Here is a 23,420-nt window from a genome sequence, read left to right as displayed (position 1 = left end):
ATCTGCTGCAACGTCGCACCCACATCCGACGTACGCGTCGTCGTCATCGACTGCACCGACACCGGCGCGTCCCCACCCACGGCCACCGAGCCGACCTGGATCTGCCGGCTCCGCCGCCGCTCGGCGAGCTTGGTCGGAACGGACGGCATGCCGAGAGAAATCGCAGTCATCTGCTGTGCAACCCCAAGTCGTGGATCAGGATCCGGTCCCGGAACGGCGGGCTCCAGGCACCGAGATTACGCCACGGCCGCCGACGCCAGCACATCCCTTCGGTAAACCCCGCCCATGGCATGCGTCCCGGAACACGGCACCCCCGGGCCGCCGGCAACACGGCGTGGCCAGGAGATTTTGGCCGGGTTAACGGAGTCCGGCCCTCCCTGGAGCCTCGGGAGGGCTTCGGCGCCGAGCCGTTCCCCGCGGACCGGCCGACCCCAGGGCGCCGGAGCACCGCTGGGGTCGGCCGGGAGAGGCGGGAACTCTGCTAGCTGATCTTGACCGGGTTGACGACATCCGCCACCAGGACGAGCAGGGTGAAGCAGATGAACACCCCGGCCACCACATAGGCGACCGGCATCAGCTTGGCCACGTCGAACGGGCCCGGGTCCGGGCGGCGCAGGACCTTGGCGAGGTTGCGGCGCAGGGCTTCCCACAGGGCGCCCGCGATGTGCCCGCCGTCGAGCGGGAGCAGCGGGAGCATGTTGAACAGGAACAGGGAGAGGTTGAAGCCCGCGACCAGCATCAGGGCCATCGCGAGCTGCTGGGTGGGCGGGATGTCGAGGGTGAAGATCTCACCGCCGACGCGGGCCGCGCCGACCACGCCCATGGGCGAGTCGGGCTCGCGCGGTGCGCCGTCGAAGGCCGCGTTCCACAGGGCCGGGATCTTGCCGGGCAGGCCCGCGATGGAGTGGGCGGCCTCGCCGATCCGGTCGCCCATCCAGGTCACGGAGTCGCCGAGGTCCTGGCGGACGATGCCGGTGGCGGCGCTGAAGCCGAGGAAGCCGGCGGTGACGTACTGGCCCTGGACGATCTGGCCGCCGGAGTCCTTCTTGGCGACCTGGTTGGTGGCGATCGTCGCGTGCAGGGTCAGCTGCTCGCCCTTGCGGTCGACGACGATCGGCACCTCCTTGCCGGGCGTGGCCCGGATGAGGTCGGAGAGCTGGTTCCAGCTCTCGGTCGTGACCCCGTCGAAGGAGAGGATCTTGTCGCCGGCCTTCAGGCCCGCGGCGGCGGCCGGCGACGCGGCGTCGCCCGACGTGCACTTGTCCCGGTTCTCGCTCTGCGCGATGACGCACTGCGAGACCGAGCTGACGGTCGTCGTCTGCTGGGAGATGCCGAAGCCCATCAGGACGGTGAGGAACAGGACGACCGCCAGGACGAGGTTCATGAAGGGGCCCGCGAACATCACGATGACCCGCTTCCACGGCTTGCGCGTGTAGAAGAGGCGGTTCTCGTCGCCCGGCTTGAGTTCCTCGAAGGCGGCCGAGCGGGCGTCCTCGATCATGCCGCGCCACGGTGAGGTGGAGCGCGCGGCGATCCGGCCGTCCTCGCCGGGCGGGAACATGCCGATCATCCGGATGTAGCCGCCGAACGGGATGGCCTTGATCCCGTACTCGGTCTCGCCCTTGTGCCGGGACCAGATGGTCGGCCCGAAGCCGACCATGTACTGCGGTACGCGGATGCCGAACAGCTTGGCGGTGGACAGGTGCCCCAGCTCGTGCCAGGCGATCGAGAACAGCAGGCCGACCACGAAGACGACTATGCCGAGGATCATCATCAAGGCTGTCATGCATGCGCCTCCGCGGTCGCCTTCTGTGCGGTCAGTTCGCGGGCCCGGGCCCGTGCCCAGGTCTCCGCTTCGAGTACGTCCGAGACCGTGAGCGAGGTTCCCGGGTGCGAGGGTTCCCCCCGCCCGGCCGAAGCCGGGGGCGCGGGAGTGCCGTGCTCCTCGACCACCCGGGTGACAGTCTCCATGATCCCGTTGAAGGGCAGTGCGCCGCGGCGGAACGCCTCGACGCACTCCTCGTTGGCCGCGTTGAACACGGCCGGGGCGGTGCCCCCGAGCCGTCCCACGTGCCTGGCGAGGTTCACCGAGGGGAAGGCCTCGTTGTCGAGCGGGAAGAACTCCCAGGTCGAGGCCTTGCTCCAGTCGAAGGCGGGCGCGGCGTCCGGGACGCGTTCGGGCCAGCCCAGACCGATGGCGATGGGCCCGCGCATGTCGGGGGGCGTCGCCTGGGCGAGCGTGGATCCGTCGGTGAATTCGACCATCGAGTGGACATACGACTGCGGGTGCACGACGACCTCAATGCGGTCGAAGGAAATGTCGTACAGCAGGTGCGCCTCGATGACCTCCAGGCCCTTGTTGACCAGGGTCGCGGAGTTGATCGTGATCACCGGGCCCATGGCCCAGGTGGGGTGGGCGAGGGCGTCCTCGACGGTGACGCCCGCCAGTTCGGCCCTGGTACGGCCGCGGAAGGGGCCACCGGACGCCGTGACGACAAGTTTGCGCACGTCCGAGCGGGTGCCGGCGGCGAGCGCCTGGAAGAGTGCCGCGTGCTCGGAGTCGACGGGGATGATCTGCCCCGGCTTGGCGAGGGCCTTGACCAGCGGCCCGCCGACGATGAGCGACTCCTTGTTGGCGAGCGCGAGGGTGCGGCCGGCCTCCAGGGCGGCGAGGGTGGGGGCGAGGCCGATGGAGCCGGTGATGCCGTTGAGGACCGTGTGGCAGTCGGAGGCGGCGACCTGGGTGGCCGCATCGGGTCCGGCGAGGATCTCGGGGATCGGTTCTCCGGTGCCGTACTGCGCGGTGAGTGCCTCGCGCAGCGCCGGTACGACGTCCTCGCGGGCCACCGCGACGGTCGTCACCCTGAGCCGGTGGGCCTGCTCGGCCAGGAGGGACACCCGGCCGCCGTTGGCGGACAGGGCGGTGACCCGGAAGCGGCCGGGGTTGCGCAGCACGAGGTCGATGGCCTGGGTGCCGATGGACCCGGTGGAGCCGAGGATCACCACGTCCTTCGGGCCGTCTGCCGCGAGGGGGTCGTAGACGAGGTGCGGGTCGGCGAGGGGCGCCGGACTGGCGGGACTGTCGGTCATCCCCCCATTGTTGCCGCAAGCGGCGCCCGGAAGGACAGCGCGTCCCTCGGGCGGGTGCCATGTCTGGGCTTGGCGGAGAAGGGACCGAAATCCTCCTTTGTGAAACAGCCGTGAAGATCATGTGATAACACTGCTGTCCTCGACGACTTCCCGGGGGGAATTCTCATGCGTTCTCGCGCCACCCTGCCCGCGGCTCTCGCGGGCGCCGCGCTGCTCACCGGCACCCTGTTCAGCACCCCGGCCCAGGCGGCCGGCGGAGTGACGATCCACCACGTCTGGTTCGACAGCCCGGGCTCGGACAACCGGTCCAACGCGAGCCTGAACGGCGAGTGGGTGCAGATCAAGAACACCAGCCGTTCGGCGGTGTCCCTCAAGGGCTGGATCCTGAAGGACGCCGCCAACCACAAGTACGTCTTCCGGAACATCCGGATCGGCGCGGGCAAGACCATGAAGGTGCACACGGGCAAGGGCACGGACACCGCGTCGCACAAGTACCAGAACCGCCGCGCGTACGTGTGGAACAACACCAGCGACACCGCCACCCTCACCAAGGCGAGCGGCGCGAAGGTCGACTCCTGCTCCTGGACGACGCGGGATCCGAGCGACAAGTGGTGCTGACCGGCACCCGGCGGGCGGGGCCGGTCGTCACCTGACCGGTCGTGCCGGTCGCCACCCGGCCGGTGTCATCTGATGGGCCGGTGCACGTTCCGACGGGCGCTGGGGCCGGGGGTCGCGTCGGCGATCCACGGTCCGTCGCCGGACGGGTCGACGACCCCCTGCTCCAGCCACGCGTAGGCGCCGCCGAGGACTCCCTTGACGACCTTGCGGTCGAGGTCGTCGGTGTTGGCCCACAGCCGCCCGAACAGCTCGTCCACCCGGATCCGGGCCTGCCGGCAGAAGGCGTCGGCGAGCTGGTAGGCCTCGCGCCCGTGATCGCCCTGGCTGCGCAGCAGTTCGGCCCGGACACAGGCCGCGCTCATCGCGAACAGCTCCGCGCCGATGTCCACGATCCGGCCGAGGAAGCCCTGTTTGGTCTCCATCCGGCCCTGCCAGCGGGACATGGCGTAGAAGGTGGAGCGGGCCAGTTTGCGGGCGTGCCGCTCGACGTAGCGCAGATGCCCGGAGAGGTCCACCTCGCGCTTGAACTCGCCGTACGAGGAGGGCAGTTGCCCGGGTCCGGCAACCAGCCGGGGCAGCCACTTGGCGTAGAAGACGCCCGCGTGCGCCCCCGCCCTCGCCTTGTCCGGCAGGGTCTTGTCGGGGTCGATGAGGTCACCGGCGACCGCGAGGTGGGCGTCGACGGCCTCGCGCGCGATCAGCAGGTGCATGATCTCGGTGGAGCCCTCGAAGATCCGGTTGATGCGCAGGTCGCGCAGCAGTTGTTCGGCGGGGACCGCCCGTTCGCCGCGGGCCTGCAGCGAGGCGGCCGTCTCGAAGCCGCGGCCACCGCGGATCTGGACCAGTTCGTCGGCCATCCGCCAGGCCGTCTCGGAGCCGTACAGCTTGGCGAGGGCGGCCTCGATGCGGATGTCGTTGCGGTTCTCGTCGGCCATCTGCGAGGACAGGTCGAGGACGGCCTCCAGGGCGAAGGTCGTCGCGGCGATGAAGCTGATCTTCGAGCCGACCGCCTCGTGCAGCGCGACCGGCCTGCCCCACTGCTCCCGGGCCGCCGACCACTCGCGCGCGATCTTCAGGCACCACTTGCCGGCGCCGACACACATCGCGGGCAGCGACAGCCGGCCGGTGTTCAGGGTGGTCAGCGCGATCTTCAGCCCGGCGCCCTCCGGGCCGATCCGGCCGGCGGCCGGGACCCGCACCCGGTGGAAGCGGGTGACGCCGTTCTCGATGCCGCGCAGACCCATGAAGGCGTTGCGGTTCTCCACGGTGATGCCCTCGGCGGACGCCTCGACCACGAAGGCCGTGATGCCGCCCTTGTGGCCCGCGGACTTCGGCACCCGGGCCATGACGACGAGGAGGTCGGCGACCACGCCGTTGGTGGTCCACAGCTTCACCCCGTCGAGGACGTAGTCGTCCCCGTCCGGGACGGCGGAGGTGGCCAGGCGCGCGGGGTCGGAGCCGACGTCCGGCTCGGTCAGCAGGAACGCCGAGATGTCGGTGCGGGCGCAGCGGGGCAGGTAGGTGTCCTTCTGCTCCTGGGTGCCGAAGAGCTTCAGCGGCTGCGGTACGCCGATGGACTGGTGGGCGGAGAGCAGGGCGCCGATCGCCGGGCTGGCCGAGCCGACCAGGGCGAGCGCCTTGTTGTAGTAGACCTGGGTGAGGCCGAGGCCGCCGTACTTGGTGTCGATCTTCATGCCGAGGGCGCCGAGCTCCTTGAGGCCGTCGACGACCTCGTCGGGTATCCGCGCCTCGCGCTCGATGCGGGCCGAGTCGATCTTCGTCTCGCAGAAGTCGCGGAGCTTGGCGAGGAACTCCTCGCCGCGCTGGGCGTCGTCGTCGGCCGGGAGGGGGTGGGGGTGGATGAGGTCGAGGCGGAAGCGACCGAGGAACAGTTCCTTGGCGAAGCTGGGTTTGCGCCAGCCCTGTTCCCGGGCGGCCTCCGCGACCTGGCGTGCCTCGCGCTCGGTGACCGTGCGCTTGGTGGTGGGGGCGGACATGAGGCTCACCTCGCCGCGAAGAGGGATGTTGAGGGTGTTCGTTACCGAGCCAGTGCTACTGGATCGTTGGTACCCGAAACGGGCCGCACCCACCAGTCCTCGCACCGCTCCCGGACGCCCGGCGGGGTGCCCGGCCCGGGGCCGGGCGCCGGGGCGCGGGCACGGTTTCCCGGTGTTGCGTCGTTACGCCGTCCGGGGGACGGTTCCTGGTACCGGCCCGCTCTCGCCCTCCGGGAAAAGCTGTCGAAGCGCTTCGACGCCCCTGGACACCCGTCCGTGCTGGAGTTATGGTCGATCCACCCTCACTCACCCCGTATCGCCCCTGCGCATTATCGAAGCGCTTCGCAAAGCTTGGAGAGCCGGATGGTCACCCTCGCCGAGGTCGCCCAGCACGCCGGAGTCTCGGCGAGCACGGTGAGCTACGTCCTCAGTGGCAAGCGGTCCATCTCCGCCACCACCCGGCAGCGGGTCGAGGAGAGCATCCGGGAACTCGGCTACCACCCGAACGCGGGCGCCCGCGCCCTGGCCAGCAGCCGGTCCAACATCATCGCGCTGATGATCCCGTTGCGCACCGACATGTACGTGCCGGTGATGATGGAGATCGCCATCGCGGTGGCCACCACGGCCCGCACCCACGGGTACGACGTCCTGCTGCTCACCGGCGAGGAGGGGCCGGACGCGGTGCGCCGGGTCACCGGCAGCGGGCTCGCCGACGCGATGATCGTGATGGACGTCGAGCTGGAGGACGAGCGGCTGCCGCTGCTGCGCGGCACGGACCAGCCGTCCGTCCTGATCGGGCTGCCCGCCGACACCGGCGGTCTGACCTGCGTCGACCTCGACTTCGGGGCGACGGGTGCGCTGTGCGTCGAGCACCTGGCGCGGCTCGGACACCATGACATCGCTGTCATCGGCGAGGCCCCCGCCGTCTACGAGCGGCACACCGGTTTCGCCGAGCGCACCCTCGACGGGCTGCGCGCCCGCGCCCGGGAGCTGGGGCTCGGGGTGCTGCACCGCCCGTACGAGGGCGGGTACGACGCGATGGCGCTCACCCTGGGCCGGATCTTCGACGAACGCCCGGGCACCACCGGGTTCGTCGTGCAGAACGAGGCCGCGGTCGAGCCGCTGCTCGCCCTGCTGCGGCAGCAGGGCCGGGCCGTGCCCGAGGACGTGTCGGTGGTCGCGATCTGCCCGGACCAGGTCGCCGTCCAGGCCTCGGTGCGGCTCACGTCGGTCGCCATCCCCGCCCAGGAGATGGGCCGGTACGCGGTGGAACACCTGGTCGCCAAGTTGGAGGGCCGCGGGAGCGACGACGTCGTGCTGATCGCGCCCGAGCTGACGGTGCGGGCGAGCACGGGTCCGGCACCCACCGCGCCCTGACCGCACCTCGGCGAGGAACGTGCCACTCCTGGTGGCCGGGCCCCGCGGGCCGGGGCTGCCGGTCGCGGAGTGCGCGCGGCACGGCGAACGGGCCGGTCCCCGGTGCGGGGGCCGGCCCGTGGCGTCGGGCGGGGCTCAGCCGCCGCTGACCATCGGCGCCCGCCAGACCTATCTCTACTTCGCGGGCACCCCGCTCTTCCCCTTCGGCCACGGCCTGTCGTACGCGTCCTTCCGGTACGCGGACCTGTCGGTGGACACCGGCGCCGACACGGTGCGGGTGCGCTGCACGGTCACCAACACCGGCGACGTCACCGCGGACGAGGTCGCCCAGCTCTACACGCGTGCCGTGGACCCCTCGGCCGTCCGGCCGCGCCGCGAACTGCTCGGCCACCGCCGGGTGATGCTCGCCCCGGGAGAGCGGGCGGAGCCGACCTTCGAGGTCCCGCTGTCCGCCTTCGCGTTCTGGGACGTGGCGCGGGGCCGCCGGCGCCGCGAGCCGGGGCCGTACGACCTGCTGGTCGGCGCCTCCAGCGAGGACATCCGGCTGCGCACGACCCTCGCCCTCGACGGCGAGCCCGCCGCGCCCCGCGCGGTCCTGAGCCGGGGCCTGGAGGCGGCCGGCTTCGACGAGCAGTCCGGTGCCGCGCTGGTCGATCGCACCAAGGTGTCGGGCGACGCGGTGCCCCCGGCGGACGGCGGCACCGCCGAACTGGTCTACCGCGACTGCGACTTCGGTGCGGGCGCCCGGGAGGTGACCGTGCGGGTGTCCGGCCGGGGCGAGGTCGAACTGCTCCCCGGCGGCGGCTCGGCGCCGGTCACGCCGGCCCTCGACGCGCCCGGCTCGGGCCCGTACGACTACACGACGCTGCGCGCGGGGATCGCCGTCGCGGGCGTGCGCGACGTCCGGCTCAGGCTGCGCGGCCCGCTGCGGCTCGCGCACGTCGGCTTCTCCGGTTGAGGGTCCGGAAGAGGCCGGCACAGGGAAGGGGCCCGGCACCGGAAGGCATCGGTGCCGGGCCCCTTCGGGGACGACGATCGCGCGTCACGCACGACTGTACATGAAAACGGTTGCCGTTATCTAGGGGTGGCGGTGGTCAGAGCGCGAGCCCGGTGAGGACCAGCACCCGCTCGTAGGTGTAGTCCTCCATCGCGAACTTCACGCCCTCGCGGCCGACGCCCGACTGCTTGGCGCCGCCGTAGGGCATCTGGTCGGCGCGGTAGGAGGGGACGTCGCCGATGACGACACCGCCGACCTCCAGCGCCCGGTGGGCGCGGAAGGCGACCTGCAGATCATGGGTGAACACACCCGCCTGAAGGCCGTACTTGGAGTCGTTGGCCGCCGCGAAGGCCGCGGTCTCCCCCGCCACCCGCTGCACGGTGAGGACCGGGCCGAAGACCTCCTCGCAGGAGATCGTCACATCGGCCGGCACCTCGGTCAGGACGGTCGGCGCGTACGCGGCGCCGTCCCGCTTGCCGCCGGTCAGCAGCCGCGCGCCCGCCGTGACCGCCTCCTCGACCCACGCCTCGACGCGCTTGGCCGCGTCCTCGCTGACCAGCGGGCCGACATCGGTCCTGTCGTCCGAGGGGTCGCCGGTGACCTGGGCCTCGACAGCGGCGACGATGCGCGGCAGCAGCCGCTCGTACACGGCGGCGTCCGCGATCACCCGCTGCACGGAGATGCAGGACTGGCCGCCCTGGTAGTTGGAGAAGGTCGCGATGCGGTGCGCGGTCCAGTCGAGGTCGGCGTCGCTCGCGTAGTCGGCGAGGACCAGCGCCGCGCCGTTGCCGCCCAGCTCCAGCGTGCAGTGCTTGCGCGGCACCGAATCCATGATCGCGTAGCCGACCTTCTCGGAACCGGTGAAGGAGATGACCGGCAGCCGCTCGTCCTGCACCAGGGCGGGCATCCGGTCGTTGCTGACCGGCAGGATGCTCCAGGAGCCCGCGGGCAGCTCGGTCTCGGCCAGCAGCTCGCCGATGACCAGGCCGGACAGCGGGGTCGCCGGGGCGGGCTTGAGGATGATCGGCGCGCCGGCGGCGATCGCCGGGGCGACCTTGTGGGCGCACAGGTTCAGCGGGAAGTTGAACGGCGCGATGCCGAGCACGACGCCCTTCGGGAAGCGCCGGGTGAGCGCCAGCCGGCCCTGGCCGCCGGCGTCGGTGTCCAGCCGCTGGGCCTCGCCGCCGTTGAACCGGCGGGCCTCCTCGGCGGCGAACCGGAACACGGACACGGCCCGGCCGACCTCGCCGCGCGCCCACTTGATCGGCTTGCCGTTCTCGGCGGAGATCAGCCGGGCTATCTCCTCGGTGCGCTCGCCCAGACGCCTGCTGACATGGTCGAGGGCGGCGGCCCGGACGTGGGCCGGGGTGGCGGCGAACTCGTCCCGCACGGCGTACGCGGCGGCCACGGCCTCCTCGACCTGGGCGTCCGTCGGCACGCTCACCGTACCGACGAGCCGGCCGTCCCACGGGGAGGTGACGTCGAAGGTGTCCTCGCCGGTGGCCTGGCGGCCGGCGAGCCAGAAGGCGTGGGTGGAAGTCATCTGAGAGTCCCGGCCCTTCCGCGTTGGGGATGTTCTTGGCTTTCGTGGTCCACCGTAGGGCGGGGCCGGGCCGGGGTCGCTTGTCCGAGTCGTAGCAGTGCGGGCGCGGGTTTCTACGCTTTGTCGTACGGGGCGCTGTCGTACAGGGCTTTGTCATACGCGGCGATGCCGTGCGTGCCGGTGGGCCGGGACCTGAGCGCTCCGCTGGAACTGCCGTGCCTAGTCCGTCGCCGTCGCCTTCAGGGCCAGCCACAGTTCCATGCGGACGTCCGGATCGTCCAGGGACCGCCCGAGGATCTCCTCGACCCGGCGCATCCGGTAGCGCAGCGTATGCCGGTGCACGCCCAGGTCGGCCGCCGCCGCGTCCCACTGCCCGTGCCGCGACAGCCACGCCCGCAGCGAGGCCACCAGATCGCCCCGGCCGGTCGCGTCGTGCTCGTACAGCGGGCGCAGCAGCCCGTCCGCGAACGCCTTCACCGCGTCGTCGGCGAGCAGCGGCAGCACGGATCCCGAGGCCAGCTGGTCGTGCTCCACCAGCATCCGGCCGCGCCGCCGCGCCACCGACAGCGCCTGCTCGGCCTGCTTGTAGGCGGCGGCGGTCGCGATCGGCCCGGCGGGCGCCGACATGCCCACGATCAGTTCGTCCTCCTCCACGGCGACCGGCTCGGGCGCGGCGCGCGCCGCCTCCAGCGCCATCGCGTACCGCCTGCCGGCCGCCACCGCGGCGCCCCCGTCGGCGGCCAGCACCACCAGCCGCTCCCCCTCGGGCACCACCAGCACGGCCTCCCCGGATCGCGCGGCGGCGGACTCCACGGACTCGGCGAGCCCGCTCAGCCGGTCGCCGCCCGGGTCCACGGCGGCGAGCGCGGCGACCGAGCCCGCCTTGGCCAGGGGTACGCGCGCGTGCCCGTCGGCGTGCGCCCGCGCGGCCGTGCCGGAGACCGGCTCGGCGACGATCAGCCGGAACGGCGCGTCGAGGAGCCCGCCGTACAGGTCCCCGGCGACGGCCCTGGCGTGGTCCGGCTGCCCGGCGAGCAGCATCCGCAGCACGGCCGCGCCGATCCGCTGCTCCGCCGCGTGCAGCGACCGGGAGCGCTCGGTGGTCAGGGTGAGCAGGGCGATGGCGGAGTGCACCGCGTACCGCTCGGCGGTGCCGAGGGGAGCCGCGGTGCCCACGGCGAGGGCACCCCGCGGGCGCCGCCCGGTGCCGAGGGTGTGCAGCTCGACCCGGTCCTCGTGCTCCGGGCCGCCGACCACCGACGAGGCGGGCGCGGGCCGGTCCCGCAGCCGTTCCACGTCCGGGGTGAGCCGGGCGGCCCGCCGCCCCGCCCACTCGGGCGCGGTGGCGACCACCGCGCCCGCGACGTCGTACAGCGCGGCCCACCCGTCGACCTGCGCGGCGAGCGCGGCGAGCAGCCCCTCCGGGCCGGCGTTCAGGGCCTGCCGGGTCAGTTCACGCTCGGCGGCGAACCCGGCGGTCACCGCCCGGTACTGGTCGGCGGCGATCGCGGCGGACACCGCCTTGCTGATCGCGAGGAACGGGGTGCGGCGCGGCACCTCGAGCAGCGGCAGTCCCTCCTGTTCGGCCGCGTCGACGAGGGCCTTGGGGGTCTCCTCGTAGTTGACGCCGACGGCGAAGCCGAGCCCGACGACCCCGGCGCCCGCCAGCCGGCGCACGTACCGGCGCATCGCCTCGGGATCCTCCGCGTCCAGCTTCAGCGCGGTGATCAGCAGCAGTTCCCCGCCCTCCATGTACGGCACGGGGTCGGCGAGCTCACTGACGTGCGCCCAGCGGACGGGCACGTCGAGGCGGTCCTCGCCCGCGCGCACGATCAGTTTGAGCGCGGAGTGGTGGACGAGCGAGGCGAGCGTCGGAGGCATGGGGCCTTCAGGTCGAGTGGGATCGGACGGTCATGCGGAGATCGAGTGATCGTTGTGATCTATTGGCCGCCGCGTATGAACAGCCTATGCCGATTCTGCCTGACCGTACGGTCGACCGGTGATCCGATGGATGAACCGGCCGATCGTCCTCTCCCGGTCTCGCACCCGGTCTCGGCCCCGATCCCGGGGCCCGCCCCGACGCTCCTCAGCCCCGGAGGTCCACCAGCAGCGGCGGGGCGTGCTCGCCCCGCACCGTCGTCAGGGACAGCACCGCGTGCCCCGGCGGCAACGCGTGCGCCAGCTCCGAGGCGGACCAGCGCTCACGCTCGACCTGCCGGACGGTGACGGCCCGCGCGGTCGGCGCCTTGCCGGTGATCACCCGGCGCACCATGTGCACGGCCTTGCCCGCCGGGGTCTCGGCGATGATCTGCCGGTCGGTCACGTCCCGGGCCTCGGTCCACTCCTTGCCCCACACCTCGGCGAAGTCCTGCCCGTCCCACGGCGTCAGCCCGGACAGCGCCATCCGGCAGCCCACGGCCCCGAGGAGCGGACCACGCAGCGGCCGGGGCACATCGTCCAGGGTGCGCAGGGTGAGCACGGCTCCGGCGTTGCCCGACCGCAGCCGCTGGATGCCCCGCACCGACTCCGGGGTCACCACGCCCGTCGCGTCGTCCAGCACCAGACAGGCGAACAGCGACCTGTCCTCCCGTACCGCGACGCTCGCCGTGAACTGGGCGAGCACCAGCCGGGCCAGGATCCGCGAGGCGTCCGCGTGCCCGCGCTCGGGCAGGTCGATACGGACCCGCACGGGATGGTCGAGGGCCTTGAGCGAGAACGGCCGGGACTGGCCCGAGGTGTCGAAGAACCCGGCGAAGGCGGGCCGGTCGAGCAGCGCGATCCGGTCGGCGAGCACCGCGCCCACGTCCCCGGGGTGCCCCAGCTGCCGCTCCCGCGCGTCCAGTTCGCGCAGCAGCGACTCCTGCCCGGCCTCCTGCACCGCCTTGCGCAGCGCGGCCAGCGGCCCCGGCGTGCCGTCGAGCAGCCGGCGCAGCTCCGGCACGGAGGGGAAGCGGCCGTGCACCGCCCGGAACGGGCCGAGCAGCTGGGCGAGGACGGTGGTGGAACGGCGGCTGTCGCTGCCGGGGTGCGGGTCGGCGAGGTCGCCGACGAGGGCCTCGGCGAGGATGGCCGCGGCCTCGTCCGGGTCGGTGGTGCCGCCGTACAGATCCAGGTCGTGGACCGAGTCGGGGTGGGCGATCCGGACGACGACGTCGTAGGCGTCGGCCGGGCCGAGCCCGGCGCCCGCCGCGCCGACCACCACGACGCAGGCGCGGCCGGCGAGCGCGTGCAGGGACAGCGACTCGGCGAGCGGCCGCACGATGCCGCCGGTCTTGCCGGCGCCGGCCGGGCCCACGGCCAGCAGCGAGGTGCCCAGCAGCTCGGGGCCGAGGGCGAGGCCGCTGCCGCGGTACTGGTAGGGGTTGCGCGGATCGTCGGCGGTCGCACCGAGCCGCACCTGCCCGGTGACCAGGTCGTGCCGCGCCTGCCGCCCCGGCAGGTCGCGCGCGCCTGACGGGTGCGGGCAGGCGGCGGCGCCGTCCTTGACCACGGCGGCCGAGAAGGCGGCCAGGCTGTGCCGGCCGCTGCGCACGCCCTGCCAGGCGCGGGCGATCCGGGCCAGGTCGACGTCCCGCATCAGCCCGGACCTGGCCTCCGCGCCGAGCCGCTCCGCGGCGTCCACCGCCCCGGCGGCCCGCAGCTGGGGCCACTGCGCCGGGTCCTCCTCGGGGGCGGGCGGGCGCTCGGTGATCTGGACGGCCCGGCTCCAGGCGGGCGGCCCGAAGCGCCGCCAGACCTCGCCCCACCGGCCGAGCCGGCCGACGACGAGCATGATGGCGACGGCGATCAGGGTGTAGTAGCCGTACCAGAGGACGGCGTTCCCGACGCGGTTGTCGCTGTGCCGCCAGGAGCCCGGGGTGAACAGTTCGAGCGGCAGCACCCACCAGCCGCCGAGGTAGCCGTTCCACAGCAGGGACCAGACGAGCCAGCCCACCAGGAACGCGATCACCGCTCCGCTCAGCAGCTGGCGTGCCGGGGCCTGCTCGGGCTCCTCCGCGGGGCGCGGCCGGTGTCCGAAGCGCCAGACGCCGGGTGCCGCGTCGGGGCGGGGCGTGCGCAGCCAGGACAGGAACGCCGAGCCGTCCGGCAGCGGTGGCACCCCGGGCGGCAGCGCGGGGCGTGGCGGCAGCGCGGGGCTCTCCCGCGGCGCCGGGGAGCCGTCCTGCGGCGCCGGGGAGCCGTCCTGCGGCACCGCCGGACGCGGCACGGGATTCGCGTGTGTGCCCCGCGCGTCCTGCGTCCCGTCGCTGTCCATCGCCCTTGCCCCCCGACCAGCCGCTCCGACCACCATCAGCGAGTCAATCTAACGCCCTCGCAAGGGGAGTTCACCGCTTACGCGGCCGAGCCCGCCGGCCTCAGGGCCGGCTCGCTATGTCCACCGCGGACAACGGCACCCCGCGACAACTCCCACATGGAGCATGCCCACCGTCCCGCCGCGGCCCTAGCCTGCGAAGAAAGAAGGCAAGCGTCCGCAAACGCACCGCCCGGCACCGCCCGGGAGACCGCCCGGTACGCAAGATCATCAGGGAGCCCCCATGTCCGCACTTCCGCAGGAGCGTCGCGTCGTCACCGCCATCCCCGGCCCGAAGTCGCAGGAGCTGCAGGCCCGCCGTACCGCCGCGGTCGCCCAGGGCGTGGGCTCCACGCTGCCGGTGTTCGTCACCCGCGCGGGCGGCGGCGTCATCGAGGACGTCGACGGCAACAGCCTCATCGACTTCGGTTCCGGCATCGCCGTGACCTCGGTCGGCGCCTCCGCCGAGGCCGTCGTACGCCGCGCCTCCGCCCAGCTGGCCGACTTCACCCACACCTGTTTCATGGTCACCCCGTACGAGGGATACGTGGCCGTCGCCGAGGCGCTGGCCGAGCTGACCCCGGGTGACCACGCCAAGAAGTCCGCGCTGTTCAACAGCGGCGCCGAGGCGGTCGAGAACGCGGTCAAGATCGCCCGCGCGTACACCAGGCGCCAGGCCGTCGTCGTGTTCGACCACGGCTACCACGGCCGTACGAACCTCACGATGGCGCTGACCGCGAAGAACATGCCGTACAAGCACGGCTTCGGCCCGTTCGCGCCCGAGGTCTACCGGGTCCCGGTCGCCTACGCCTACCGCTGGCCGACCGGCCCGGAGAACGCGGGTCCTGAGGCCGCCGCGCAGGCCGTCGACCAGATGTCCAAGCAGGTCGGCGCGGACAACATCGCCGCGATCATCATCGAGCCGGTGCTCGGCGAGGGCGGCTTCATCGAACCGGCGAAGGGCTTCCTGCCCGCGATCCGCCAGTTCGCCGCCGACAACGGCATCGTCTTCGTCGCCGACGAGATCCAGTCCGGCTTCTGCCGCACCGGTCAGTGGTTCGCCTGCGAGGACGAGGGCATCGTGCCCGACCTGATCACCACGGCCAAGGGCATCGCGGGCGGCCTCCCGCTGGCCGCCGTCACCGGCCGCGCCGAGATCATGGACGCCGCGCACGCGGGCGGCCTGGGCGGCACCTACGGCGGCAACCCGGTCGCCTGCGCCGCCGCGCTCGGCGCCATCGAGACCATGAAGGAGCTCGACCTCAACGCCAGGGCGAAGAACATCGAGTCGATCATGAAGGGCCGGCTGGCCGCCATGGCCGAGAAGTTCGACGTCATCGGTGACGTCCGCGGTCGCGGCGCCATGATCGCCATCGAGCTGGTCAAGGACCGCGCCACCAAGGAGCCCCACCCGGAGGCGACCGCCGCGCTCGCCAAGGCCTGCCACCAGGAGGGACTGCTGGTCCTGACCTGTGGCACCTACGGCAACGTGCTGCGCTTCCTGCCCCCGCTGGTGATCGGCGAGGACCTGCTGTCCGAGGGCCTCGACATCATCGAACAGGCCTTCGCGCGCATCTGATCCACCCGGCGGCGCAGCCGGTCCACACAGCGAACTCCCAGCTCATGCACGGGATACCCGGCACATGAGCCCCATCCGCCCCGGACCTGTCACCCCCCGCGGTGCCGGGCCGGGGCGGCGGCCGTCAGGCCGTGTGAAGAAGGTGTGGGAGGTGGATGGCGGGTCGCCGTTCGGTCTGTCTCTGGGCCACCCCCTGGCGTAGGTTCTCACCAGATGAGAGATACACCCCGCCCACAGGGGACTGTGGGCGAACTCAGGCCGGGGCCTCCCCAGCTTCGACCTGGTCGTGCCCTCGCGCACACACCCGGGGCCTCCGGCCCCGGTTCTCCTCACCGATCGGACGGCCGTTCGCCCCAAACCCCCCGGGGCGTGCGGCATTCCGATCCGGACGGCCGCCTCGGAACTACCCCCCCTGTTCCGGGGCGGCCGACCTCCTTCCTCCTTCTCCCGGGCCTCCCGGCCCTGCTTCTCGCCCTGATCACCTGGCAGGTCGTGGCCGACGGCCCGCTGGTGCGCGCGGACGAGCGGCTGAGCCGGGCCCTGCGGCACCCGGACCGGTTCTCCGGACTCCTCTCCGATCTCGGCACGTCCAGGTCGCACTCCCGGTGCTCGCGGCCGTCCTCGTCCTGGTGTCCGGGCAAGGCCGCCGGGCAGGTGTGCGGTGCTGGTGGGCGGCGCCCGCGGCGGCGGCCGTGCTGATGGTCCTGGTGCCGGCGCTCGTGGTGCCCCTGAAGGACTGGACCGCCCGCCCCGGCACCCCGGCCGTGCCGCCTGGCCTCGGCTACTACCCCTCGGGCCACACCGCCACCGCCGTCGTCGCCTACGGTGCCGCGACACTGCTCCTGCTGCCCCGGCTGGGCGGTGCCCGCGCCCGCCGCGCCCTGGTCCTCGGCTGCGTCGCCGTGAACCTCGCCGTCGGCTTCGCTCTGGTGCGGCGCGGCTACCACTGGCCGCTGGACGTGCTGGCCAGTTGGTGCCTGGGCGCGGTGCTGCTGTGGGCGCTGTGGCCGCTCGCCCGCCGGGGCGGCGGGCCGGTCAGCCGAAGTAGGCGTCGAAGTTCTTCTGGAACTCCCAGTTCCCGAACCGGTCCCAGTTGACGGACCATGTCATCAGGCCGCGCAGTGCGGGCCAGGTGCCGTGGGTGGCGTAGGAGCCGCAGTTCGTCTTCTTGGTCAGGCAGTCGAGGGCCTTGGTGACCTCGGCCGGGGCGACATGGCCGTTGCCCGCGTTCACGGACGCCGGCATGCCGATCGCGATCTGGTCGGGCCGCAGCGGCGGGAAGACGTTGCCGGCGTCGCCCGCGACCGGGAAGCCGGTCAGCAGCATGTCGGTCATCGCGATGTGGAAGTCGGCGCCGCCCATGGAGTGGTACTGGTTGTCCAGACCCATGATGGGACCCGAGTTGTAGTCCTGGACGTGCAGCAGGGTCAGGTCGTCGCGCAGGGCGTGGATGACCGGCAGATAGGCGCCGCAGCGCGGGTCCTGGCCGCCCCACTGGCCGGTGCCGTAGTACTGGTAGCCCATCTGCACGAAGAAGGTCTCCGGGGCCATGGTCAGCACGAAGCCGGAACCGTACCTGGCCTTCAGGGTCTTCAGGGCGGAGATGAGGTTGACGATCACGGGGGTCTTCGGGTTCTTGAAGTCCGTGTCGTCGGCGTCCAGGGACAGCGAGTGGCCCTCGAAGTCGATGTCGAGGCCGTCAAGGCCGTAGTCGTCGATGATCTTCGAGACGGAGGAGACGAAGGTGTCACGGGCCGCGGTCGTGGTCAGCTGGACCTGCCCGTTCGCGCCGCCGATCGAGATCAGCACCTTCTTGCCCGCGGCCTGCTTGGCCTTGACGGCCGCCTTGAAGTCGGCATCGCTCTCCACGTTCGGGCACTCGGTGACCGGGCAGCGGTCGAACCGGATGTCGCCCGAGGTGGCCGAGGTCGGCTCGCCGAAGGCGAGGTCGATGATGTCCCAGCTGTCGGGGACGTCGGCCAGGCGGGTGTAGCCGGAGCCGTTGGCGAAGGTGGCGTGGAGGTAGCCGACCAGCGCGTGGGCCGGGAGGTCGGAGGTGCCTCCGCCGCCGGATCCCGCGGAGGTGGTCGCGGTGACCGTCGCCGATTTCGCGGACTCGCCCGCGTCGTTGACGGCCGTCACCTGGAAGCTGTACGCCGTGGCGGCCGCCAGTCCGCCGACCGTCGCCGAAGTACCGCTCACGGTCTGGACCTTGACGCCGTCCCGGTAGACCGCGTAGCCGGTCGCGCCCGTGACGGCGGACCAGGACAGGGCGACACCGGAGGAGGTGACGGTGCCGGTGCGCAGGCCGGTGGGCGCGGCGGGCGGCTGCGCGGTGCCGGCGCCGGGGCCGGTCAGGGAGATGTCGTCGGCGTAGTAGGCGCCGGTGCCGTACCAGCCGTGCGTGTAGAGGGTGACCTTGGTCGTGCCGGGGCCGGTGCGGAAGGTGGTGGTCAGCCGCTGCCAGTCGGGGGCGGACTGGGTCCAGGTGGAGACGTCGGTGGTGCCGGTGCCGCTGGCGCCGAGGTAGACGTAGGAGCCGCGGACGTAGCCGGACAGGGTGTACTGCGCGTCGGGCTGCACGGTCACGGTCTGCGCGCACTGGGCGTTGTCGCTGCCGGCCGGGGTCGCCTGCAGCGCCGCGGCGCCGCTGTGCACGGGAGAGCCGACGGCCGTGCCCGCCGTGCAGGTCCAGCCGTCCAGGCCGGACTCGAAGCCGCCGTTGCGGGCGAGGTCCGCGTCGGCCGCACGGGCGGCCGACGAGAGCACGGTGATTCCGGGTACGGCCAGCAGGGCGGCCGTGAGTGCGGCGAGCAGGGATCTGGTGCGGTGGGGGCGGTCCACAAGTGCCTCCGGGCATGGGGGAATTGGAGGGTGGAGCGCGCTCAATTTGGTCCAGACCAATCCTGTTGTCAAGACCTCCGGTGGTCAACCGGGGCCGGACCGCCCGCTACCCGTCACGTTCCACCGCCGCCACGGCCGCCGCCTCGTGCATCGCCAGTTCCAGCAGCGCCGGGTCGGTGAGCGTGCCGGAGCCGTCCGGGGCCACCAGCCAGCGCACCCCGCGGGTGGCCCGGCCGGGGTACGGCACGACGATCCAGGTGCCCCGCCCGGCCGTACGGATGCCGGTACCGAGCCAGCGCGCGGCAGTGCCCGGCGGCACGAAGAAACCCACCCGGTTGTCCCCGAAGTCGACCAGCACCGGGCCGGGTTGATCGAGGATACGGGTGAGCACGTCGAGCGTCGGGAAGCCGAGATCGCCCGGCAGGATGAGCACGTCCCAGACCTTGCCGGCGGGCAGCAGCGCGACCCCGTGGGCGCTGCGCTCCCATTCCCAGCGGCAGGACTCGGGGTCCGGTGCGACGGATGCCAGCCACTCGACGGCCGTCTTCGCCCCAGTCATCGCAAGACCTCCCTCTCAGTCATGGACGCCGATGGCGTCACAGGTGAGAGAGAGGTCTCCCGCCGAGCATTACGCGACTTACCCAACCCATCCCAAGTGAACTGAATCACACCCAACAACCCCCCGAAGGGGCGCGGGGAACTGCGCGCCCAGCCACCACACACCCGCAGACGACCGACAACCCATCACCGCCGACCCAGCGGAGCGCCTAGCTGTCGAACCCCAGCCCCAGCCGGTCCATCGTGCGCAGCCACAGGTTGCGGCGCCCGTGCCGGCTGTCCGCGCGGGCCAGCGACCACTTGGTGAGGGCGATGCCGGTCCAGGCGAACGGCTCGGGCGGGAAGGGCACCGGTTTCTTGCGGACCATCTCCAGCGCGGTGCGCTCCGTCCGCTCCCCGGCCAGCAGGTCCAGCATCACGTCGGCACCGAACCGGGTGGCACCGACACCGAGGCCGGTGAAGCCCGCCGCGTACGCCACCTTCCCCTGGTGGGCGGTGCCGAAGAACGCCGAGAAACGCGAGCAGGTGTCGATCGCGCCGCCCCACGCGTGCGTGAAGCGGACGCCCTCCAACTGCGGGAAGCAGGTGAAGAAGTGCCCGGCGAGCTTGGCGTACGTCTCCGGGCGGTGCTCGTACTCGGCGCGCACCCGGCCACCGTACGGGTAGACCGCGTCGTAGCCGCCCCACAGGATCCGGTCGTCCGCGGACAGCCGGAAGTAGTGGAACTGGTTGGCGCTGTCCCCGAGTCCCTGCCGGCCCCGCCAGCCGATCGACGCCCGCTGCCCGGGTGTCAGCGGCTCGGTCATCAGGGCGTAGTCGTAGACCGGGACGGTGTAGGCGCGCACCCGCCGGACCAGGTTCGGGAAGACGTTGGTGCCGAGCGCGACCTGCCGGGCGCGGATCGCGCCGTACGGGGTGCGCACCGCCATCCCGGCGCCGTACGGCCGCAGGGTCAGCGCGGGCGTGTGCTCGTACACCCGCACCCCGAGCCCCCGGCAGGCGCGCTTGAGGCCCCAGGCCAGCTTGGCGGGGTGCAGCATGGCCACACCCCGGCGGTCCCACAGCCCCGCCCGGAAGGTCGGCGAGTCCACCTGTTCCCGGACCGCGTCGGCGTCCAGGAACTCGATGCCGTCGGCGAGGCCCCGCTCGCCCAGTTCCCGGTGCCAGGCGCGCAGTTCCTCGGCCTGGTAGGGCTCGGTGGCGACATCGATCTCGCCGGTCCGCTCGAACTCGCAGTCGAGGGAGTGACGGGCGACCGCCTTCTCGATCTCGTCGAGGTTGCGGGCGCCCAACTCCTCCAGCCGGTGGATCTCGTCCGGCCAGCGGGTCAGGCCGTTGCCCAGCCCGTGGGTGAGGGAGGCGGCGCAGAAGCCGCCGTTGCGGCCCGAGGCGGCCCAGCCCACCTCGTGGCCCTCCACCAGCACCACGTCCCGGTCCGGGTCGCGCTCCTTGGCGATGAGCGCGGTCCACAGGCCGCTGTAGCCGCCGCCGACGACCAGCAGGTCGCAGGTCTCGGCCCCGGTGAGGGCGGGCTCGGGGCGGGGCTTGCCGGGGTCTTCCAGCCAGTACGGGACCGGCTGGGCTTCGGAGAGGGACGCGGTCCGGTCGTGGATACGGCTCATGCCTTCTGCCTGTTGCGGCGGTTTCCGACGGCCATGGAGGCCAGGACGAACAGTACGGCGATCAGGAACATGGCCGTACCGATGACATTGATCTGAACGGGCGTTCCGCGCTGCGCCGAACCCCACACGAACATGGGGAAGGTGACCGTCGAGCCCGCGTTGAAATTGGTGATGATGAAATCGTCGAAGGACAGCGCGAAGGACAGCAGCGCGCCCGCGGCGATTCCGGGGGCCGCGATGGGCAGCGTGACCCGGACGAAGGTCTGCACGGGACCCGCGTACAGATCGCGGGCGGCCTCCTCGAGCCGTGGGTCCATCGACATCACCCGGGCCTTGACCGCGGTGACGACGAAGCTGAGGCAGAACATGATGTGAGCGATCAGAATCGTCCAGAACCCCAGCTGGGCGCCCATGTTGAGGAACAGGGTGAGCAGCGATGCCGCCATGACGACCTCGGGCATGGCCATCGGCAGGAAGATCAGCGAGTTGACCGCGCCGCGTGCGCGGAAGCGGTAGCGGACCAGCGCGAAGGCGATCATCGCGCCGAGCACGGTGGCGCCGACCGTCGCCCACACGGCGATCCGGAGGCTGAGGGAGAGCGAGCCGCACATGCCGGCGACACCGCACGGGTCCTTCCAGGCGTCCGTGGAGAACTGCTGCCATGCGTAATTGAAGCGTCCGTTGGGTTTGTTGAACGAGAACACCGTGACAATGACGTTCGGCAGCAGCAGATAGCCGAGGGTCAGCAGTCCCGCGATGACGACGAGACGGCGCCTGAGCCAGTTGACGAAGGGCATTTAGACCAGATCCTCCGTCCCGGACCTGCGGATGTAGAAGGTGACCATGAAAAGGATCGCGGCCATCAGAATGAAGGAGAGCGCGGCGGCCGTCGGATAGTCGAGGATCCGCAGGAACTGCGTCTGGATGACGTTGCCGATCATGCGGGTGTCGGTGGAACCGAGGAGTTCGGCGTTGACGTAGTCGCCGGTCGCCGGGATGAAGGTCAGCAGCGTGCCGGAGACCACGCCCGGCATGGACAGCGGGAAGGTCACCTTGCGGAAGGTGGTGAAGGGCTTGGCGTACAGATCGCCGGCCGCCTCGTGCAGCCGCCCGTCGATGCGTTCCAGCGACGTGTACAGCGGCAGGATCATGAACGGCAGGAAGTTGTAGGTCAGACCGCACACCACCGCCAGCGGCGTGGCCAGCACCCGGTCGCCCGCGGTCCAGCCGAGCCAGCTCGTGACGTCCAGGAGATGCAGCGAGTTGAGCGCGCCGACTACCGGTCCGTTGTCCGCGAGGATCGTCTTCCAGGCGAGCGTGCGGATCAGGAAGCTGGTGAAGAACGGCGCGATCACCAGGATCATGATCAGGTTCCGCCAGCGGCCCGCGCGGAAGGCGATCAGATACGCCAGCGGGTAGCCGAGCAGCAGACACAGGACGGTCGCCGCGGCGGCGTAGAAGACCGAGCGCAGGAACTGCGGCCAGTACTCGCCGAGCGCGTCCCAGTAGGTGGCGAAGTGCCAGGTGACCTTGTACCCCTCTTCCAGGGACCCCGTCTGCACGGACGTGGACGCCTGGTAGATCATGGGCAGCGCGAAGAAGACCACCAGCCAGAGGATGCCGGGCAGCAGCAGCCAGTACGGCGTCCAGCGGCCGCGGCTGCGCGGGGCCTTCCGCTCGGTCGCGGCAGGGCGGAGAGGCGGGGGCGCCTCGGTGAGCGTCGACATCGCTACGCGGCCTCTTCCTCGACGCTCTCCACGCCGGCGGAGCCCGTTGTCCCGGCAAGCAGGGACTGGGCCGCGTCCAGGCCGAAGGTGTGGGCGGGGCTCCAGTGCAGGACCACGTCGGCGCCGGGCACGAGCCGGCCGTCCCGCTCGACGTTCTGCACGTACACCGCGAACTCGGGGCACACGGCGCTGTCCACGACGTACTGCGTGGAGACGCCGATGAAGCTGGCGTCCGCGATCGTGCCGGTGACGCGGTTGCGGCCCTCGGGGATCTCGCCCGCGTCGTCGACGTGCGTGAGGGAGATCTTCTCCGGGCGGATGCCGACCAGCACCTTGTCACCGGTCCGCGCGGACGCGGAACATCGCGCCTCGGGCAGCACCAGCTTTCCGCCGCCCGCGTCGAGGACGATGTCGCCGCCGCCCCGGGTGTCCACCTCGGCCTCGATGAGGTTGGAGGTGCCGAGGAAGTTGGCCACGAACGTGGTCCGCGGGTTCTCGTACAGCTCGGTGGGCGGGCCGAGCTGTTCGACGCGGCCCGCGTCCATCACCGCGACCGTGTCGGCCATCGTCATGGCCTCCTCCTGGTCGTGGGTGACATGGATGAAGGTGATGCCGACCTCGGTCTGGATCCGCTTCAGCTCCAGCTGCATCTGGCGGCGCAGCTTGAGGTCGAGGGCGCCCAGCGGCTCGTCCAGGAGCAGCACCTTGGGGTGGTTGATCAGGGCGCGGGCCACCGCCACACGCTGCTGCTGGCCGCCGGAGAGCTGGTGCGGCTTCTTGCGCGCCTGCTCGCCCAGCTGCACCAGGTCGAGCATCTCCTCCACCTGCTTCTTCACCGACCTGATGCCGCGCCGGCGCAGGCCGAAGGCGACGTTCTCGAAGATGTCCAGGTGCGGGAAGAGGGCGTAGGACTGGAAGACCGTGTTCACCGGCCGCTTGTACGGCGGCAGCCGGGTCACCTCCTGCTCGCCGAGGTGCACGCTGCCCGAGGTCGGCTCCTCCAGGCCCGCGATCATGCGCAGGGTGGTGGTCTTGCCGCAGCCCGAGGCGCCGAGCAGGGCGAAGAAGGAGCCCTGCGGCACGGTCAGGTCCAGCGGGTGCACGGCGGTGAAGGAGCCGTAGGTCTTGCCGATCCCCACGAGGCGGACGTCGCCGCTGCTGTCTGTGGTGTTCATCC

16 protein-coding genes and 2 pseudogenes are annotated in these 23,420 nt (G+C 72.0%); 5 read left to right on the top strand and 13 right to left on the bottom strand.

Annotated features, from left to right (window positions below):
* From CTZ28_RS19665 to dxr, 3 genes are all read right to left on the bottom strand, one after another.
* A partial coding sequence (locus CTZ28_RS19665; protein WP_183154471.1) for a flavodoxin-dependent (E)-4-hydroxy-3-methylbut-2-enyl-diphosphate synthase occupies positions 1-170 on the bottom strand: 170 nt, incomplete at its 3' end.
* Positions 171-481: 311 nt separating this feature from the next.
* A complete protein-coding gene (locus CTZ28_RS19660; RefSeq protein ID WP_183154473.1) occupies positions 482-1,774 on the bottom strand; it encodes a M50 family metallopeptidase in 1,293 nt (430 codons plus the stop codon).
* A gap of 8 nt (positions 1,775-1,782) precedes the next feature.
* Positions 1,783-3,090 carry a 1-deoxy-D-xylulose-5-phosphate reductoisomerase gene (gene dxr / locus CTZ28_RS19655; RefSeq protein ID WP_121890945.1) on the bottom strand — a complete coding sequence of 436 codons (1,308 nt, stop codon included), beginning with the start codon at positions 3,088-3,090 and terminating at the stop codon, positions 1,783-1,785.
* Between the two features lie 165 nt (positions 3,091-3,255).
* Between dxr and CTZ28_RS19650 the strand changes: the two genes are divergently transcribed.
* Positions 3,256-3,708 carry a lamin tail domain-containing protein gene (locus tag CTZ28_RS19650; RefSeq protein ID WP_121890944.1) on the top strand — a complete coding sequence of 151 codons (453 nt, stop codon included), beginning with the start codon at positions 3,256-3,258 and terminating at the stop codon, positions 3,706-3,708.
* 65 nt (positions 3,709-3,773) lie between these two features.
* On the opposite strand, the gene CTZ28_RS19645 is transcribed toward CTZ28_RS19650, so the two are convergent.
* Positions 3,774-5,705, bottom strand: coding sequence for an acyl-CoA dehydrogenase family protein (locus CTZ28_RS19645; RefSeq protein WP_121890943.1), 1,932 nt, complete (start codon positions 5,703-5,705; stop codon positions 3,774-3,776).
* A gap of 363 nt (positions 5,706-6,068) precedes the next feature.
* Between CTZ28_RS19645 and CTZ28_RS19640 the strand changes: the two genes are divergently transcribed.
* Together CTZ28_RS19640 and CTZ28_RS19635 are read left to right on the top strand one after the other, a co-directional pair.
* Positions 6,069-7,082, top strand: coding sequence for a LacI family DNA-binding transcriptional regulator (locus CTZ28_RS19640; protein ID WP_121890942.1), 1,014 nt, complete (start codon positions 6,069-6,071; stop codon positions 7,080-7,082).
* Positions 7,083-7,233: 151 nt separating this feature from the next.
* Positions 7,234-8,040: pseudogene (locus CTZ28_RS19635) on the top strand (fibronectin type III-like domain-contianing protein); the annotation flags it as partial.
* Between the two features lie 136 nt (positions 8,041-8,176).
* Here the strand turns inward: CTZ28_RS19635 and CTZ28_RS19630 are convergent.
* From CTZ28_RS19630 to CTZ28_RS19620, 3 genes are all read right to left on the bottom strand, one after another.
* Positions 8,177-9,622: an aldehyde dehydrogenase family protein gene (locus CTZ28_RS19630; RefSeq protein ID WP_121890940.1), complete on the bottom strand. Its 1,446-nt coding sequence runs from the start codon at positions 9,620-9,622 to the stop codon at positions 8,177-8,179.
* Positions 9,623-9,841: 219 nt separating this feature from the next.
* Positions 9,842-11,503: a PucR family transcriptional regulator gene (locus CTZ28_RS19625; RefSeq protein WP_121890939.1), complete on the bottom strand. Its 1,662-nt coding sequence runs from the start codon at positions 11,501-11,503 to the stop codon at positions 9,842-9,844.
* Positions 11,504-11,708: 205 nt separating this feature from the next.
* Positions 11,709-13,877: an ATP-binding protein gene (locus tag CTZ28_RS19620; protein WP_121890937.1), complete on the bottom strand. Its 2,169-nt coding sequence runs from the start codon at positions 13,875-13,877 to the stop codon at positions 11,709-11,711.
* 280 nt (positions 13,878-14,157) lie between these two features.
* Here CTZ28_RS19620 and gabT point away from each other — a divergent pair, with 280 nt between their 5' ends.
* Positions 14,158-15,492: a 4-aminobutyrate--2-oxoglutarate transaminase gene (gene gabT / locus CTZ28_RS19615; protein ID WP_121890935.1), complete on the top strand. Its 1,335-nt coding sequence runs from the start codon at positions 14,158-14,160 to the stop codon at positions 15,490-15,492.
* A gap of 213 nt (positions 15,493-15,705) precedes the next feature.
* Positions 15,706-16,589: pseudogene (locus tag CTZ28_RS19610) on the top strand (phosphatase PAP2 family protein).
* Here the strand turns inward: CTZ28_RS19610 and CTZ28_RS19605 are convergent.
* The 6 genes from CTZ28_RS19605 to CTZ28_RS19580 all read right to left on the bottom strand — a co-directional run bounded on the left by CTZ28_RS19605 (position 16,528) and on the right by CTZ28_RS19580 (position 23,418).
* On the bottom strand, positions 16,528-18,336 hold the full coding sequence (locus CTZ28_RS19605; RefSeq protein ID WP_121890933.1) for a chitinase: 1,809 nt from the start codon (positions 18,334-18,336) through the stop codon (positions 16,528-16,530). The pseudogene CTZ28_RS19610 and the gene CTZ28_RS19605 sit on opposite strands and share 62 nt — an antisense overlap.
* Before the next feature lie 106 nt (positions 18,337-18,442).
* A complete protein-coding gene (locus tag CTZ28_RS19600; protein WP_121890931.1) occupies positions 18,443-18,895 on the bottom strand; it encodes a hypothetical protein in 453 nt (150 codons plus the stop codon).
* A 208-nt stretch (positions 18,896-19,103) separates the two neighbouring features.
* The gene (locus CTZ28_RS19595; protein WP_121890929.1) at positions 19,104-20,516 is read right to left on the bottom strand and encodes an NAD(P)/FAD-dependent oxidoreductase; all 1,413 of its coding nucleotides are present in this window, start codon (positions 20,514-20,516) and stop codon (positions 19,104-19,106) included.
* On the bottom strand, positions 20,513-21,313 hold the full coding sequence (locus CTZ28_RS19590; protein WP_121890927.1) for an ABC transporter permease: 801 nt from the start codon (positions 21,311-21,313) through the stop codon (positions 20,513-20,515). Before CTZ28_RS19590 ends, CTZ28_RS19595 begins: the two co-directional genes overlap by 4 nt.
* The gene (locus tag CTZ28_RS19585) at positions 21,314-22,243 is read right to left on the bottom strand and encodes an ABC transporter permease (protein ID WP_121890925.1); all 930 of its coding nucleotides are present in this window, start codon (positions 22,241-22,243) and stop codon (positions 21,314-21,316) included.
* A 2-nt stretch (positions 22,244-22,245) separates the two neighbouring features.
* A complete protein-coding gene (locus tag CTZ28_RS19580) occupies positions 22,246-23,418 on the bottom strand; it encodes an ABC transporter ATP-binding protein (protein ID WP_183154470.1) in 1,173 nt (390 codons plus the stop codon).
* Between the last annotated feature and the right edge of the window lie 2 nt (positions 23,419-23,420).

Origin of the sequence: Streptomyces shenzhenensis, from assembly GCF_003688995.1 — a bacterium.
Taxonomy (GTDB): Bacteria; Actinomycetota; Actinomycetes; order Streptomycetales; family Streptomycetaceae; genus Streptomyces; species Streptomyces shenzhenensis_A.
This window is presented reverse-complemented; position numbering and strand designations above follow the sequence as displayed.

Coding starts and splice junctions, on each gene's coding strand:
- CTZ28_RS19660 (WP_183154473.1), bottom strand. CDS start 1,774: ATGATGATCCTCGGCATAGTCGTCTTCGTGGTCGGCCTGCTGTTCTCG.
- dxr (WP_121890945.1), bottom strand. CDS start 3,090: ATGACCGACAGTCCCGCCAGTCCGGCGCCCCTCGCCGACCCGCACCTC.
- CTZ28_RS19650 (WP_121890944.1), top strand. CDS start 3,256: ATGCGTTCTCGCGCCACCCTGCCCGCGGCTCTCGCGGGCGCCGCGCTG.
- CTZ28_RS19645 (WP_121890943.1), bottom strand. CDS start 5,705: ATGTCCGCCCCCACCACCAAGCGCACGGTCACCGAGCGCGAGGCACGC.
- CTZ28_RS19640 (WP_121890942.1), top strand. CDS start 6,069: ATGGTCACCCTCGCCGAGGTCGCCCAGCACGCCGGAGTCTCGGCGAGC.
- CTZ28_RS19630 (WP_121890940.1), bottom strand. CDS start 9,622: ATGACTTCCACCCACGCCTTCTGGCTCGCCGGCCGCCAGGCCACCGGC.
- CTZ28_RS19625 (WP_121890939.1), bottom strand. CDS start 11,503: ATGCCTCCGACGCTCGCCTCGCTCGTCCACCACTCCGCGCTCAAACTG.
- CTZ28_RS19620 (WP_121890937.1), bottom strand. CDS start 13,877: ATGGACAGCGACGGGACGCAGGACGCGCGGGGCACACACGCGAATCCC.
- gabT (WP_121890935.1), top strand. CDS start 14,158: ATGTCCGCACTTCCGCAGGAGCGTCGCGTCGTCACCGCCATCCCCGGC.
- CTZ28_RS19600 (WP_121890931.1), bottom strand. CDS start 18,895: ATGACTGGGGCGAAGACGGCCGTCGAGTGGCTGGCATCCGTCGCACCG.
- CTZ28_RS19595 (WP_121890929.1), bottom strand. CDS start 20,516: ATGAGCCGTATCCACGACCGGACCGCGTCCCTCTCCGAAGCCCAGCCG.
- CTZ28_RS19590 (WP_121890927.1), bottom strand. CDS start 21,313: ATGCCCTTCGTCAACTGGCTCAGGCGCCGTCTCGTCGTCATCGCGGGA.
- CTZ28_RS19585 (WP_121890925.1), bottom strand. CDS start 22,243: ATGTCGACGCTCACCGAGGCGCCCCCGCCTCTCCGCCCTGCCGCGACC.
- CTZ28_RS19580 (WP_183154470.1), bottom strand. CDS start 23,418: ATGAACACCACAGACAGCAGCGGCGACGTCCGCCTCGTGGGGATCGGC.